The organism is Kribbella sp. VKM Ac-2568, from assembly GCF_004345365.1.
Taxonomy (GTDB): Bacteria; Actinomycetota; Actinomycetes; order Propionibacteriales; family Kribbellaceae; genus Kribbella; species Kribbella orskensis.
Genome location: NZ_SLVF01000005.1, coordinates 511200 through 525825 on the forward strand (window position 1 = coordinate 511200; position 14626 = coordinate 525825).

General features: G+C 68.1%; 16 protein-coding genes. 8 read left to right on the plus strand and 8 right to left on the minus strand.

Annotated features, from left to right (window positions below; all coding sequences use genetic code 11):
- Positions 1 to 3 precede the first annotated feature (3 nt).
- On the plus strand, positions 4 to 891 hold the full coding sequence (locus EV648_RS16935) for a S1 family peptidase (RefSeq protein WP_132291789.1): 888 nt from the start codon (positions 4 to 6) through the stop codon (positions 889 to 891).
- Between the two features lie 158 nt (positions 892 to 1049).
- Here the strand turns inward: EV648_RS16935 and EV648_RS16940 are convergent, their stop codons facing one another.
- The 5 genes from EV648_RS16940 to EV648_RS16960 all read right to left on the minus strand — a co-directional run bounded on the left by EV648_RS16940 (position 1050) and on the right by EV648_RS16960 (position 5122).
- Complete coding sequence (locus EV648_RS16940) at positions 1050 to 1454, minus strand: type II toxin-antitoxin system VapC family toxin (protein WP_132291792.1); 405 nt, start codon at positions 1452 to 1454, stop codon at positions 1050 to 1052.
- Positions 1451 to 1732 (minus strand): type II toxin-antitoxin system Phd/YefM family antitoxin, encoded by a 282-nt coding sequence (locus EV648_RS16945; RefSeq protein WP_132291795.1) that lies wholly within the window; start codon positions 1730 to 1732, stop codon positions 1451 to 1453. The genes EV648_RS16940 and EV648_RS16945 overlap by 4 nt, the downstream gene beginning before the upstream one ends.
- A 274-nt stretch (positions 1733 to 2006) precedes the next feature.
- The gene (rlmB, locus tag EV648_RS16950) at positions 2007 to 2969 is read right to left on the minus strand and encodes a 23S rRNA (guanosine(2251)-2'-O)-methyltransferase RlmB (protein WP_132291798.1); all 963 of its coding nucleotides are present in this window, start codon (positions 2967 to 2969) and stop codon (positions 2007 to 2009) included.
- A 1-nt stretch (position 2970) separates the two neighbouring features.
- Positions 2971 to 4404: a cysteine--tRNA ligase gene (cysS, locus tag EV648_RS16955; RefSeq protein WP_132291801.1), complete on the minus strand. Its 1434-nt coding sequence runs from the start codon at positions 4402 to 4404 to the stop codon at positions 2971 to 2973.
- 142 nt (positions 4405 to 4546) lie between these two features.
- Positions 4547 to 5122: a DUF664 domain-containing protein gene (locus EV648_RS16960; protein WP_132291804.1), complete on the minus strand. Its 576-nt coding sequence runs from the start codon at positions 5120 to 5122 to the stop codon at positions 4547 to 4549.
- Positions 5123 to 5251: 129 nt separating this feature from the next.
- Here EV648_RS16960 and EV648_RS16965 point away from each other — a divergent pair, with 129 nt between their 5' ends.
- From EV648_RS16965 to EV648_RS16975, 3 genes are all read left to right on the plus strand, one after another.
- A complete protein-coding gene (locus EV648_RS16965; RefSeq protein WP_132291807.1) occupies positions 5252 to 5821 on the plus strand; it encodes a GNAT family N-acetyltransferase in 570 nt (189 codons plus the stop codon).
- 73 nt (positions 5822 to 5894) lie between these two features.
- Positions 5895 to 7187: a peptidase C39 family protein gene (locus tag EV648_RS16970; RefSeq protein ID WP_132291810.1), complete on the plus strand. Its 1293-nt coding sequence runs from the start codon at positions 5895 to 5897 to the stop codon at positions 7185 to 7187.
- Positions 7188 to 7464: 277 nt separating this feature from the next.
- Positions 7465 to 8103: a hypothetical protein gene (locus EV648_RS16975; RefSeq protein WP_132291813.1), complete on the plus strand. Its 639-nt coding sequence runs from the start codon at positions 7465 to 7467 to the stop codon at positions 8101 to 8103.
- 242 nt (positions 8104 to 8345) lie between these two features.
- Here EV648_RS16975 and EV648_RS16980 read toward each other — a convergent pair whose 3' ends face one another.
- Complete coding sequence (locus EV648_RS16980; RefSeq protein ID WP_132291816.1) at positions 8346 to 8969, minus strand: GNAT family N-acetyltransferase; 624 nt, start codon at positions 8967 to 8969, stop codon at positions 8346 to 8348.
- Positions 8970 to 9224: 255 nt separating this feature from the next.
- On the opposite strand from EV648_RS16980, the gene EV648_RS16985 reads away from it, so the two are divergent.
- Positions 9225 to 9704 (plus strand): DUF2975 domain-containing protein, encoded by a 480-nt coding sequence (locus tag EV648_RS16985; protein ID WP_132291819.1) that lies wholly within the window; start codon positions 9225 to 9227, stop codon positions 9702 to 9704.
- On the plus strand, positions 9704 to 9946 hold the full coding sequence (locus EV648_RS16990; protein ID WP_132291822.1) for a helix-turn-helix transcriptional regulator: 243 nt from the start codon (positions 9704 to 9706) through the stop codon (positions 9944 to 9946). Before EV648_RS16985 ends, EV648_RS16990 begins: the two co-directional genes overlap by 1 nt.
- Here the strand turns inward: EV648_RS16990 and EV648_RS16995 are convergent, their stop codons facing one another.
- On the minus strand, positions 9947 to 11626 hold the full coding sequence (locus EV648_RS16995) for a DUF2207 domain-containing protein (RefSeq protein ID WP_132291825.1): 1680 nt from the start codon (positions 11624 to 11626) through the stop codon (positions 9947 to 9949).
- Positions 11627 to 11876: 250 nt separating this feature from the next.
- Here EV648_RS16995 and EV648_RS17000 point away from each other — a divergent pair, with 250 nt between their 5' ends.
- Positions 11877 to 13109, plus strand: a complete 1233-nt coding sequence (locus EV648_RS17000) for a neutral zinc metallopeptidase (RefSeq protein ID WP_132291828.1) — start codon at positions 11877 to 11879, stop codon at positions 13107 to 13109.
- Here EV648_RS17000 and EV648_RS45225 read toward each other — a convergent pair.
- Positions 13048 to 13887, minus strand: a complete 840-nt coding sequence (locus EV648_RS45225) for a pentapeptide repeat-containing protein (protein ID WP_370452724.1) — start codon at positions 13885 to 13887, stop codon at positions 13048 to 13050. The two genes, EV648_RS17000 and EV648_RS45225, sit on opposite strands and share 62 nt — an antisense overlap.
- Before the next feature lie 36 nt (positions 13888 to 13923).
- On the opposite strand from EV648_RS45225, the gene EV648_RS45230 reads away from it, so the two are divergent.
- Complete coding sequence (locus EV648_RS45230; RefSeq protein WP_370452726.1) at positions 13924 to 14598, plus strand: neutral zinc metallopeptidase; 675 nt, start codon at positions 13924 to 13926, stop codon at positions 14596 to 14598.
- Positions 14599 to 14626: the final 28 nt, after the last annotated feature.

Consider the following 14626-nt stretch of genomic DNA (forward strand, 5'->3'; position numbering starts at 1 on the left):
ACCGTGAAGTTGAATTCCGTCCGCCGTACCGCCGCTCTGCTGGCAACAGCCGGTTTGGCAGCAACCACCGCTCTGCTGGCCACCCAGGCCTCGGCCGCCCCGAGTCCTGTGATCGCTTCAGCGAGCACCATCACCTCCACCCTGTCCCGCGACGCGTCGATCCCGGGCACCGCCTGGATGACCGACCAGAAGACCGGGCGGATCATCGTCTCGTACGACGACACCGTGAGCGGCGCCAAGTTCGACGCGCTCACCGCCGTCACCAAGCGCTTCGGCAGCCAGGTCACCCTGGAGAAACTGCCCGGCGTCCTCAGCAAGCGGATCAGCGGCGGCCAGGCCATCTACGGAGGCGGTTACCGCTGCTCGCTCGGCTTCAACGTCCGCAGCGGCAGCACCTACTACTTCCTCACCGCCGGCCACTGCACGAACCTGTCCGGCACCTGGTACGCCAACTCCTCGCAGTCGACCGTGCTCGGCACCCGGTACGGCACCAGCTTCCCCGGCAACGACTACGGCATCGTCCGGTACAGCACGTCGTACACGAACCACCCCGGCAACGTGTACCTCTACAACGGCTCGTACCAGGACATCACCGCGGCCGGTAACGCCAGCGTGGGCCAGGCGGTCAAGCGCAGCGGCAGCACAACCGGTGTGCGGAGCGGTTCGGTCACCGGCCTCAACGCGACGGTGAACTACGCCGAGGGCACCGTCACCGGCCTGATCCGGACCAACGTCTGCGCCGAGGGCGGCGACTCCGGCGGCTCGCTGTTCGCCGGCAGCATCGCGCTCGGTCTGACCTCCGGCGGCAGCGGCAACTGCTCCTCCGGTGGCACGACCTTCTTCCAGCCCGTCACCGAGGTCCTGAGCCGCTACGGCGTCAGCGTCTACTGATCCACCTCTTCGTTCACCCCTGTCCGGTCCGCCGGGCAGGGGTGTTCGTCGTACCAGCCTGTGCCGAACGGTCACCTACAACGTCAACGTCTACTGACACCTACCAACAGAACGAGGACCCCGGGCGCATTCATCCGGGGGGCCTCGCCGTCGATGACTCAGGCAGGGGCCGTGACGGGGAAGCCCAGTTCCCCAGCGGCACCCGCCAGTTCCTTGTCATAGGTGAGGAACTCGACAAGGTCGCCGCGGAAAGGTTCAGCGCTCGCAAGGTGAATGGCATCAAGGGAACCGAGCCTGGTGGTGCGGTAGGCCATGGCTCGAGCCAACACTGTGGTGGTGAGGTCGACCAGGTAGATCCCCCGGACCGCCTGGCCGGCGAAGTACGGCACTTGCTGGTGATCGACGCCGGCACGCAGCAGGGTCCGCGTGATCTCCAACCGGGCCAGTTCGCTGGTGATGAGTTCGGCATCCTGCGGCAGCGACTCTCGCCACTTGCGCAATGCGGCCGATTCCGCTTCGGGTTTGATGAACTTCAGGAGCGCGCAGGCATCCAGATAAATCACCTGCGCCGCTCCTTGTCCCGCTCGGCGATCAGCACGTCCGACAGACTCTCCACGTCGGCCGCCAGATCGAGCACCAAGTCGGGCATTCCCAGCTCGGCGGGAGGAGTTACCTCTCCCGAGTCGATCAATCGCTGCAGTGCATCCGGCTTCTCATCCTCGGGGACGAGGCGGAGCACCGGTCGGCCGCGATCCGTGACCAGGATCGTCTCGCCGGCCCGCACCCGCGCCACCGCCTTCGACGGGTTCTGGTTGAGCTCTCGCAAACCTATGGTCTCCATCAAGCTAATGTACCTACATGAAGTAGGTACATCAAGGCATCCACCAGCCGCGGCGGCGGGAGATTCGTAGACCGCTGTGCCGATGGCTATGTCCGCGTTGAGGATTCGGTGGCGGAGCTAGGACATGCGGAGACTTCGGCGGTCGTCAGACCGGCTCGCTCGACTGCCGGGCTGTCGAGCAACCAGGTGTTCTCCCGTTGCTCGTTCTCCGGGTTCGCGGGGTCGAGGACGAACGGCTCGTCCGCGACCTCCGCGATGTACCGGAGCAGCCTCATCAGCCACGGCGGCGGGAGATTTCGTAGAGGGCTACGCCGGTGGCTATGCCGGCGTTGAGGGATTCGGTGGCGGTGGTCATCGGGATGGAGACGATGATGTCGCAGTTCTCGCGGACCAGGCGGGCCAGACCCTTGCCCTCGCTGCCGACCACCAGGACGAGGGGCTCGGTGGCGGCGACCAGTTCGGGGAGCTCCACCTCGCCGCCCATGTCGAGGCCGACGATGAGCAGGCCGGCGTCCTTGTAGGACTTCAGCGCGCGGTTCAGGTTGGTCGCGCGGGCCACCGGGATCCGGGCCGCGGCACCGGCCGAGGTCTTCCACGCCGACGCCGTCATGGACGCGGTACGACGTTCCGGCACGAGCACGCCGTGAGCCCCGAAGGCCGCGGCGGACCGGGTGATGGCGCCCAGGTTGCGGGGGTCCGTCACGCCGTCGAGCGCCACGATCAGGGGCTCCTGGCCGGCGTCGTACGCACGGGCAAGCAGGTCGTCCGGATGGGCGTACTCGTACGGCGGGATCTGGACCGCGACACCCTGGTGGGCGCCGTGGCTGGTGAGCCGGTCCATCTCCGTGCGCGGCACCTCGAGCAGCGAGATGCCGTGCTCGACGGCGATCAGCAGCGCCTCCCGCAGCCGGGCGTCCCTTTCGGTGCCCTCGGCAACATAAAGCGCGCTGACCGGAACACCCGCGCGCAGCGCCTCGACCACCGGGTTGCGGCCGTAGACCCACTCGACGGTGGACTCGCCGACGTCCTTGCTGTTCTGCCGACGACCGCCGGTGCGCTCCTTGGCGCGCTCCTGCGCCTTCGCCCGCTTGTGCGCGGGATGCTTGGTGCGGTCCACCGCCTTGGGCGTCGGGCCCTTGCCCTCCAGCCCGCGACGGACCCGACCGCCGGAACCGGCGGTCGGGTTGCCCCTGGGCTTCTTGCGGATCGCGCCCTTGCGCTGACTACTGCCTGGCACTTCAGTTTCCTTCGGTTGAGTGGGGCGCGGCGATCGTCCAGCGAGGCCCCTGCGGGGTGTCCTCGACGACGACGCCGAGCGCCTTGAGCCGGTCGCGGATCTCGTCCGAGGCGGCATAGTCCTTGCGTTCCCTGGCTGCCTGACGCTGGTCCAGCAGAGCCTTCACCAGCCCGTCGGCTACCTCGGTGAGCTCCTCGGTCGCCCCGGTCCGGGACGCCCAGGGCTCGGCCAGCGGGTCCAGGCCCAGTACGCCGAGCATCGCGCGCACGGCGGCCAGGTTTTCCTTCAGGGCAACGGAATCCCCGTCGGCGACCAGCTTGTTGCCGTCCCGCACGGTGTTGTGCAGTACGGCGACCGCGGTCGGCGTCCCGAGGTCGTCGTCCATCGCGGTGACGAACTCCTGCGGCAGATCCGCCGCGGGCTGGACACCACCCGTCACCTCGGTGGCGCGGCCGACGTACCCCTCGACGCGCTGGAAGCTGGTCGCGGCCTCCTCCAGCGCGGCCATGGAGAACTCGACCACGGACCGGTAGTGCGAGCTGACCAGGTAGTACCGCAGCTCGATCGGCCGGACCTGCTCGACCACGTTGCGCACCACGGCGCCGTTGCCGAGCGACTTCGACATCTTCTCGCCGGCCGCGGTGACCAGCGCGCTGTGCATCCAGAAGCGAGCGAACTTCTGCCCGATCGCCTTCGACTGGGCCAACTCGTTCTCGTGGTGCGGGAAGCGCAGGTCGAGGCCGCCGCCGTGGATGTCGAACTCGGTGCCGAGGTACTTGCCCGCCATCGCGGAGCACTCCAGATGCCAGCCCGGACGGCCTCGTCCCCACGGGGTCGGCCAGGACGCGGTCCGCGGGGTGTCCTCGGTCCAGCCCTTCCACAGCGCGAAGTCCCGGGGGTCGCGCTTGCCGCGCGGGTCGGCGTCCTCCGCCGGCTCCATGTCGTCGATCCGCTGGTTCGAGAGCTCGCCGTACGACGGCCAGGACTTGACGTCGAAGTACACGTCACCCGAGCCGTCGGGCGCGACGTACGCGTGGCCGCTCGCGAGCAGCGCGTCGATCATCTCCACCATCTCGGGGATGTGACCGGTCGCGCGCGGCTCGTACGTCGGCGGGCGGCAGCCGAGCACGTCGTAGGACCAGTGCAGCTCGCGCTCGAACTCGTAGGCGTGCGCCCACCACGGGACATGCCGCTCGGCCGACTTGGCGAGGATCTTGTCGTCGATGTCGGTCACGTTCGCGATCACGGTGACCTCGTAGCCTGACCGCTCGAGCCAGCGCCGCAGGACGTCGAACACGATCTCCTTGTAGATGTGCCCGACGTGGGGGGCACCCTGCACCGTCAGCCCACAGTGGTAGATCCCGACCTTGCCCGGATGGACCGGCTCGAAATCCCTCACTGCTGCTGTCGCGGTGTCATACAAGCGAAGTGTCACCGATCAAGGGTAACGGTGATTCGAGACTGCTCTTGACAATTCTCCACAGACGGGCCCCACCCGCCGTACTTCGCTCAGCCGGTACGACGGGTCAGGTGGTCCGCGGGGGCAGGTGGTCTGGAGCGCTGAGCCGATACTGCGGTCAGGTGGTCTGGGCTGCTCGGGGCTTCCAGCCGCCGGGTGGGTCCTCGCCGACGCGGCCGTCCACCGCCTCGCGGAGCAGGTCGGCCTGGCCGGTGTGGCGTCCGTACTCCTCGATCAGGTCGCACACGAGGCGCCGCAGGTTGGCGTGCTCGCCCTCGTCCGAGGAGGCGTGGATCAACTGGTCGAGGCCACCCTCAGCCAGGGCCGCGCCGAGCCTCGCCCGCGAACGATCGACGGCTCCGTCCCACAGGGCGTACAGCTCATCGGGAGTGTTGTCAGCGGCCGAGGTGAACTCCCAGTCGTTGCTGCCGTCCCAGCCGGTCGCGTCCCAAGGCGCACCCACCGGCTCCCCGCGCAGCTTGACGGTGAATTGGTAGTCCTCCTGGGCGGCGAGGTGCTTCAGCAGACCGCCGAGGGTCAACGAGGAAGCCCCGATACGGGTCTGCAGTCCGGCGGAGTCGAGGTCGTCGGCCTTCCAGCGGAAGGTCATCCGCAGCCGGTCGAGCGCCCCGAGGAGCTGCTCTACTTCAGTGCCCGCCAGCGGCGGTTCCCACGGGAAGTCGGTGGTGTCCATGGGCCCAACCTAAACCCCAATGCGGACGATCTGCGTCCGGGTAGCGACGATTCCGCCATCGGCAATCGGCGATCCGCGGCCCCAAGGCCTGCGGCAAATTGAGTTGCGGCTGTCTCTTAGGCTCGACAGGTGACCTATTCGTTGCCGATCGAGACCGACCGTCTGACCCTTCGCCGCTATCTCGAGACCGACTACGACGACCTGCTGAAGCTCCAGTCGAACGACGACGTCACGCGCTTCCTGCTGTACGAGTCGAGGACCCCCGAACAAGTCCGGGAGTCCCTGGCCGGCCGGCTGGCCGACGTACCGATGGATACCGACGGACAGGCGCTCACGGTCGCCGTGATCCTGCGGGACACCGGTCAGCACGTCGGCGAGGTCACGCTGTTCGTCCACAGCGCCGAGCACCGCACGGGCGAGATCGGCTTCGTCTTCCACCCCGACTTCCACGGCCGCGGCTTCGCCGCCGAGTCGTCGGTCGAGCTGCTCCGGCTCGGCTTCGAGGAGCTCGGCATGCACCGGATCATCGGCCGCCTGGACCACCGCAACACCGGTTCCGCGAACCTGCTCAAGCGCCTCGGGATGCGCCAGGAGGCGCACTTCGTCCGCAACGAGTTCCTCAAAGGCGAGTGGACCGACGAACTCGTCTTCGCGCTCCTCGCGGACGAGTGGACGAGCGCCCGGGCTGCCGGAAACTAATTAACCAAGAAGTAACGCATCGCGGCACGCGCTCACCGCGACAGCGGGTGGCGGCGGGACTACCGTCGAAAACATGACCGCCGCCCGCCGCCCCCTGGCCGCCCTGATCACCGGTGTCGTCGTGCTGAGCCTCGCCGCTGCACCGAGCGAGGCCGCCAAGCAACCTCAGCCGCGCGACATCACCTACCAGACGTGGACGTCGACCTCCGACTTCCTCTCCGGCACCCGGTCCGGCACCACCGTGGCCGACGATTCCCTGACCTTCGGCACGTCGACCGGCACCACCTCGTACGTCGACCCGTTCGGCGACGGTACGGCCAAGAGCTACGACCAGACGAGCTGGACCTCCCCGCAGGTGCCGACCTCCTTCGGCCTGACCGAGCTGATCGCCTCGTGGAACGCCACCACCCCGCCCGGGACCTGGGTCGAGGTGTCGATGGCCGGCCACACGGATCTCGGCACGACCACCAAGTGGTACGTGCTCGGCCGCTGGTCGAGTGGCGACGACACCGCGGCGGGCGACATCCACCGGACCTCGGTGCCGAGCCAGGGTGACACCAACGGCTCCGTCGCCGTCGACACCTTCGTCGCCGCGACCGGCCGGACCCTCGACAGCTGGCAGCTGAAGGTGACGCTGTACCGCCTGTCCGGCACGACCCAGTCGCCGGTAGTCCGCTCAGTCGGCGCGATGGCGTCCCGCCTGCCCGACCAGAAGAAGGTCCCGGCCAGCCCGCTCGGAGGAGCCGAAGGCCTGGTGCTGGACGTACCGACGTACTCGCAGGAGACGCACATCGGGCACTATCCGCAGTGGGACGGCGGTGGCGAGGCCTGGTGTTCGGCCACTTCCACGGCCATGGTGCTCGACTACTACGGCGCCGGCCCGACCGCGGCCGAGACAGCTTGGGTGGACCCGACGGACGCGGATCCGCAGGTGGACCACTCGGCCCGGTCGGTCTTCGACTATGAGTACGACGGCGCGGGCAACTGGCCCTTCAACACCGCGTACGCCGCTACGCGTGGCATTGACACCTTCGTCACCCGGCTGAGGTCGCTCACCGAGGCCGAGCAGTTCATCAAAGCGGGCATCCCCCTGGTCGCCTCCCTCTCGTTCAAGAAGGGCGACCTCCCCGGCGCCGGCTACGGCACCAACGGCCACCTGATGGTCATCGTCGGCTTCGACGCCGCCGGCAACGTCGTCGTCAACGACCCCGCCTCCCACCTGATCGCCTCCAACGACCAGGTCCGCACCACCTACGACCGCGAAGCCTTCGAAAACGCCTGGGTCCCCCACTCCGGCGGCCTCGTCTACGTCCTCCACCCCACCACCACGCAGCTACCTCCCACCGGCCCCCAGGCCAACTGGTAACCCGATCAGGAACCGCCCGTATGCCGGGGGCGGCGTACGGGCGGTTCCACCCCACACACCTCCGGGTAGATCCACCAACTCCTCCGTCGCTTGCTTCCCCCACCCCCACCAAGCGGCACCGGCAGAAACCATTGCGTCGGCAGGTCTCACGGAGAGTGCCGCGCGTCGGACCAAGGTCACTCTCTGCTGTGGACGAGAGGAGGGGTTTTGGTCCAGGGTGGTGCATCACAAGGTGGCCGGGGGGCCATCAGAGAACTGGCATGTGGGGGGAACCACAGTGGATCAGACCAAGACACACGAGCCTGCCCGGAAACCCGCCAAGAAGGCGGAGTTCGCCTGGCATCGCCATCCGGCATTGATCGCGGGAATCCCGGCGGTCGGGGCGATCATCGGCTCGGTGCTCACCATCGTTCTCGGGCAGGCCGGGGCGCTTCCGGCCAGCATCAATCCAGCGCCGCCACCGACCACGGTGCTCGCGGTGCAGACCCAGACAGCCACCAGCACCGTCACGCAGACAATCACCGAGACACCGAGCGCGACCTCGACCGGCGACCCGACCACGACACCGACGTCACCGACCCTCGAGCCACCGCCACCAGGCGGCTTGGCGATCACCATCCGGATCGGCACCTCGGGCAAAATCGGACCGGCCGAGTACCGCGCCGGCTCGCTTCCCGGCGCCAGGGCCACGGTGTACGACGAGACCGGTCAGTACCTCAGCGGCGGCTGCTACCCGACGTGGGTCCTCAAGCGCGGGACCACGGTCATCAAGACCAGTCGCAACGAGTCCTGCAGCGGAAGCTTCTCCTTCGGTTCGGATTCCCTCGAGGTTCGCGGGCTCTATCACCTGACGGTCTCCGTCATCACAGACGCCGGGCCGAAGGGCACCAGTACCGCGGATTTCACGGTGACCTGACGAGCCTCGACGTCGTACGGCGGCCGCGCGACGCGGCGACCGAAGTACCGATGGGGGTCTCCGCATCGACGAGAGGTGTCGTCTATCGCTTGTGTCTACTTAACGAACCGAGGTGTTCGAGCCAAGGGTGATTGGCGTCGCGGCGGTGGATCATCTTGCGAAGCCAGAGTTGCTTATCCGCTGGGAGTAGCGGCCAGGCTCAGGGCTCCCCACCGACCCAACCGAGGTCAGCCCGGACTCAGTCATCCTGGTTCTTCGAAGCTGGGTTGGACGAAGACTCGGCTGAGTCTGCCGAGGGGTGTGGCGTGGCATTTGGCGGCTACGCGGTGGGAGGACTGGTTGGCCTCGAGTGCGCTGTAGAACAGCACCAGATCCCGTTGCCTCATCAGCTCGGCCCACGCCGAAACGGTCACGGACGCTAGTCCACGGCCGCGTGCTTCATCCTCGGTCTGTACTCCGACCTCCGCGGCTCGCTTGGTGAGGCGTGCGCAATGGGCCAAGCTCTGCACGCGATCGCCATGGACCAGGGCGACCCACGGGCCTTGGTCGCCGTTCATCAGGCTGTCCCACTCGGTGGTCGACCAGCGACTTGGTGGTTGATAGGAGCCGGCCGTGCTGACCAGGCGTAATCCTGGTGGCGCGGCACACGAGGTGGTCCGTTCCAGTAGCCAACAGCGCGCGAGGCTTGCTCCGACCGCGGTGTCCGGTGACAGCGGAGTTGCACCGGCGATCGTGATCGACTGCCCGTCATAGGTAACAGCAGTGACCGCGATCGTGTCGTCTCCCAACCCGCCGGCACCCAACCCATCCTCGACCGGCGGCCAGATCGTCTCGGCCTCTAGCTGCAGCACCTTCAATGCATCCACGCGAGCACGCTAGACAGCAACCAGGCACGTCTCCAACGGTTTTCGTACCACGCTGAGCTCGTCGTCGAGCGCCTGAGAATCGGCGACTGACGGCCATGGAATCTTAAGCGTCCTCGGGGAGGCGGGAGTAGAGGTGCATCCCGCGGCGGGAGTCGCCGATCTTCTGCCAGCTTCGGAGTGTGCCTTCGCGGTAAGCCCACTGCAGTCACCGAAGGATCGATTGACTAGCGATAGGTAGTCAGTGATAGTCGATGCATGCGGATGTTGGAGCGGGTCGTTGTTCCCCTCAGAGTTCTTCTCGTGCTGCTGTTCGCCGTGCTGGTTCTGTTGCAGACCTTGTCGTTTCCGGGGCAGTTCGCGCACATGGCTGAGCAGGATCCTGAGAACGCCTACCTGCGCTGGCCGTTGACGGCCTTCGCGATCGTGGAGTTGTTGTGCGTCCAGGTCGTGATCGTTTGTACGTGGAGGTTGCTCACCCTGGTCAAGGTCGACCGGATCTTCAGCGAGGACGCGTTCAAGTGGGTCGACTCGATCGTGGTGGCGATGGCCACCGGGTGGGTGCTCTACGGCGGTGTCTCCCTGTACTTCGCGTCGCGAGCGGACGATCCCGGTGCGCCGCTGCTCCTGTTCGTGATGGGGCTGGTCGGCGGAGTGGTGCTGCTGCTGGTGGTGGTGATGCGGGCATTGTTGCGGCAGGCCACGACTTTGCGCACCGACATGGAAGCGGTCATCTGATGCCCATCGTGGTCCGCATCGACGTCGAACTCGCCAAGCGCAAGATGGGCGTGGGCGAGTTCGCCGAACTGGTCGGGCTCACGCCGGCGAACGTCGCGGTCCTGAAGAACGGCCGGGCCAAGGCCGTCCGCTTCAGCACCCTGGAAGCCATGTGCCGCGTGCTCAACTGCCAGCCCGGCGACCTCCTCGAGTGGGTCGAGGAACCCGACCACGACCGCGCCCGCCTGGAAGAGACCTCGTGATCAGCGGGTGAAGAGGGCGCCGGTGAGGTTGGTGGTCAGGTTGCGGAGGGAGTCGGGGAGGTATTGGAGGTGCCAGCCTCGGGGGCCTCGGTACCAGTGGAAGCCCTCGTCTTCGTCCTGGTCGTCGTCGGTGGCTACCAGGGCGTCGATCCAGCGCTCGGAGCCACCCAGGACCACGGCGTACGGGAGGGCTCGAGAGCAGAGCTCGGCGTGCTGGTCGGTCGGGAGCTCGCTGACGTCCATCTCGAGCAGCTCGCCGCGGATGGCGGCGACCTGGCCGAGGACGCGGCCCGCGGCCGGGGCCTTGGCGGGCATGTGGCGGCCGACCAGCAGCAGGCCGACACCCACCGCGGTGATCGCGAGGCCGAGGAGTCCCCAGCTGGAGACGAGGGCCAGGACGATGGTGAGGATGGCGCCGAGCACCGTGACGCCGATGCCGATGGTGGCCCACAGGGAGCGGGTGCGGTCCGGGCGCTCGGTGAACCAGCCGCGCTTGACAACCCCGTCGTACAGGGCGTCCTGGACCTGGCCGAGGCTGGCGCGGACCTGGCGGCCGAGCTCGGAGACGAGGACCGAGTCGGAGTCGCCGAAGATGGCGCGGACGAGGACGTTCTCGTACCGCTGCAGTTCCTCGGACGGCGCGTTCGCCACCCGGCGGAGCTCCCAGTCGGGGCGCGAGTACTCGGTCTCGTGCTCCAGCTCGGTGATGGTCAGGTGGCCGCGGACCGCGAGGTCGATGATCGTCGCGGTCACGTCGACCGGGTCGATCCGCTCGTCGATCAGGGTGCCCACCTCACCGGGCCGCAGATCGGCCGGCGGGGTGAAGTCGATCCGGGTGTCCTGGCCGAGGCTGAACAGCGACGCCGGTACGACGCGACGCGGGTCGACCTGGTCGCGTCCGCGCAGGCGGTACAGGGCGAGCAGCGCGAGGGCGCCGAGCAGCAGCACCGCCAGCGCGGTGACGAGCTGCGCGGTGTCGGTCGAGAAGGCGCGCTTGAAGGTCTTGCGGTACTCGACGATCGAGTTCGCGGCGATCTCGCCCTTCGGGAAGCCGACCGTCATCTGCATGGTGTTGCCCGGCGGCAGGCCCTGCTGGCGGAAGGTCGGGCCGGCGGTCTCGCCGATCTGCGCGAGGGTGCACGGGGTGTTGCTGTCGATCGCGCCCGCGAAGCACGACACGTGGGTGACCTCGGGCGTGCTGTAGGTGATGTTCGCGTCCTGCACGGTCAGGTTCATCCCGGTCAGCGGGGCGAACCGGACCTCGGTGCCGTTCAGCGTCTCGGCGACCGCGCCGCGGACGGTGTAGGTGAAGTCGAGCTGGGTGTCGCCGGAGATGTCCGCGACCGCCATCGAGCTGATGTCACCGTTGGTGTTCAGCTCGGACTTCTTGTCCTGGCCGGCCGCCTTGACCTGTAGGTCCTCGATCTCCTGAACGTGGTCGACGTCGTCGGGCAGGTGTTCGCGGGTGACGACGAACCGGGTGAACGTCCCGGACACGTTGCTCAGCTTCCACGATTCGGACACCTTCAGGAGCCCGTCGCGTTCGACCCGGATCTCGGTGTCGTAGCTGGTGACCACCGGGTCCGCGCTGCCGGCGGTGCCGGACGCACCCGCCGGGACGCCGGTCAGGGTCAGGAAACCGAGGGCACACAGGGATACCCCGAGCAGACGTAGACGCATCGCCCAATCACACCGTATCGAGAGGGTCAGGATGGAATCGGCCCAGCGGGCCCCTGCCCGACAGCCGGGCGGCCGGGGCAGGTCGTACCGAGTCACCGGCGGCCGGAACGAGCCGTCGACAGGGGGCACCATACCGTGACCCATGCCCAGCGCAACGACCCGCGAGTGGACCCGGCGATAACCCGGCGGCTGCGTAGGCTGGCCCGGGCCGGGGCGTCGGGGCACCGGCTCGACCCGGTGAGGAGCGCAGTTGTCGGACCAGCAGTGGGGTTCTCCCCAGGGCAACCAGCCGCCGCAGCCCCCGCACCAGCCGTCTCAGCCCCAGTACCAACAGCCCCCTCAGCAGCAGGCGCAGTACCAACAGCCCCCGGCTCCCTATCAATCCCAGGCGCTGCAGCAACCTCAACCGCAGTACCAACAGCCGCCGTACCAACCGCAGTACCAGCAGCCGCCGTACCAGCCAGCCTGGCAGCCGCAGTACCGGCAGCCGCTGGGCTGGGGGCAACTGCCGCCGCAGCCGAAGAAGAAGCGCAGCCCGGTGCTGCTGGTGCTCGGCGTACTAGGCGGACTGGCCGTTCTCGGTGTACTCGGCATCGCGGTGGCCTCGAACCTGCTCGAAGACAACAGCGAGCCGACCGTGACTCCCCCGGTCGGTCCTCCCACCGTTCAGCCGACGAAGGCGCAGCCCACCCGGCCGCCGGCGACCACCAGACCGCCCAGTGCTCCCGTGACGACGAAGCCGAAGCCCACGACGAAGCCCAAGCCGCCGCCCACCGCGTCGCAGATCGTCACGGCCAACGCCCTGTACCGGACCGGTGCGCAGCGCGCGGTGAGCTGCAAGGAGTCGAAGGTCGGCCTGAGCTCGGCCTCGAAGGCCACCGCCTACTACCGCCAGATCAAGGCCTGCCTCGACCGGGCTTGGCCGCGACAGGTGCAAGCCGCCGGCTACACGTTCCGGGCGCCGGGACTGGTCGCCTGGGTGGGTTCCGCGAACTCCCCGTGCGGCAACTCCGACCGCAGTTTGTCCTTCTACTGCTCCTCGAACCACACCGTCTACATGGACGTCTCCGACGACGTCAGCTACTACAAGCAGAACCGCTCGTTCGCCCGGGCTCTCGCTTCGCACACGGTGGCCCACGAGTACGCGCACGCCATGCAGCAGGTGACCGGGATCCTCCCGGCGTACTACCAGGTCCGGTACGACGCCACCGCCGCCAGGGCGCTCGAACTGAACCGGCGGATGGAGCTGCAGGCGTCCTGCCTGGGCAACGTGTTCCTCGGCACCAACCGCCGCAGCTACGGCCTCACCGGTCTGCTCTACAACCAGTGGCTGTACGTCGTGAACAACAGCGGCGACGTCTCCTATCTCCCCAGGGACCACGGCAGCAAGAAGAGCCACGGGTACTGGGGCCGGCGCGGCTTCAACGGGCGCAACCCAGCCGTCTGCAACACCTTCGCGGCACCCGGCTCGCAGGTGAGCTGACGGCTGAACCGGGGCTCGGATAGCGTCGGCTCCGCACGGCCGCGCCCCAGGTCGAGTACTCGGTCCGCTGGCGGGGCACTGGAGAGAGCGCGTGTCCGACAACCAGTGGGGAGCCCCCGGGCAGTACCCGCAGCAGCCCCCGCAACAAGGGCAGGTGCCGCCGCCCGGGAACCACCCGCCCTCCCAGGGCCAGTACTACGGCCCGCCGCCCGGCCAAAGCGGCAACCCCCAGCACGGCGCCCCGCAGTACGGCGCCCCGCAGCACGGCGCCCCGCAGTACGGCGCCCCGCAGTACGGCGCTCCGCAGTACGGCGGCGCACCCCAGTACGGCGGGTCCCCGCAGTACGGTGGGTCCCCGCAGTACGGCGGACCACAGAGCGGCGTTCCTCTTTACGGCGGCAGTCAGTACGGCGGGATGCCGCAGGGGCTCGGCTGGGGCGCTCCTCAGCCGGGTGGACCGCAGCGGCCGCCGAAGACGAAGAGCTCGGCCAAGGTTGTCCTCCTGGTCCTCGGCATCGCCGTGCTCGGAGTAGTCGGGTTGGTTGCCGGGGTCAACCTGCTGAAAGGCGACCCCTCGTACACGAGTGAGCCGTACCCGACGACGACCTACAACCCGACGAGCGGGCCGTCCGAGACACCGACCGCGGCTCCGCCCACCTCCGCGACCAAGGCGCCGCCGGTCGCTCAGCCGACGAGGACCACCCAGCCGCCGGTCAAGCCGACCGCGCCGCGGACGACCTCGGCGCCGAAGCCCAAGCCCGGCCCGACGAACCTTCAGCTGGTCAGCATCAACCGGCTGTACAAGGCCGGCACGATGCCGTCGGTCAACTGCAAGGAGTCCAAGGCCAGGCCGTCGACCGTCGCCGGGGCGAGGACCAACTACCTCAACCTGCGCAACTGCCTGAACCGAGCTTGGCCGGCGCTGGTGCGGAAGGCGGGGGGCACCTTCAGGCCGCCGACGGTGATGGTGTTCTCCGGCAACGTGAGCACGCCGTGCGGCGTCTGGAGCGACAGCGGTCCGCCGTTCTACTGCAGCGGCAACGAGACCATCTACATGAACCTCACCGAGGACATCGGCAACTACAACCGCCACCCGGAGAACTACCAGCGCGTCTGGGCCCGGATGTGGATGCTGCACCAGTTCGCGCACGAGTACGGGCACCACGTGCAGAACCTGACCGGCATCTTCCAGGCGAGCAGCCGGCTGCGGTACGAGGCACCCAGCAAGGCACTGGAGCTGCAGGGCAGCCGCCGGCTCGAGCTGCAGGCCTCCTGCTTCAGCGACATCTTCATCGGCGCCAACAAGCGCAGCTACCCGCTCAGTGGCGAGTCGCTGCGGCAGTGGCAGTGGCTGATCGGGGCCACCATCGACCCGCAGCGTGACCACGGGAGCAAGAGCAACCACAAGTACTGGGCCCAGAAGGGCTACACCAGCCGCAGTCCAGCCTCCTGCAACACCTTCACCGCTTCAGCGGCGAGGGTGAGCTAGACGTCCGCCGCACCGATGTGCAGACGCA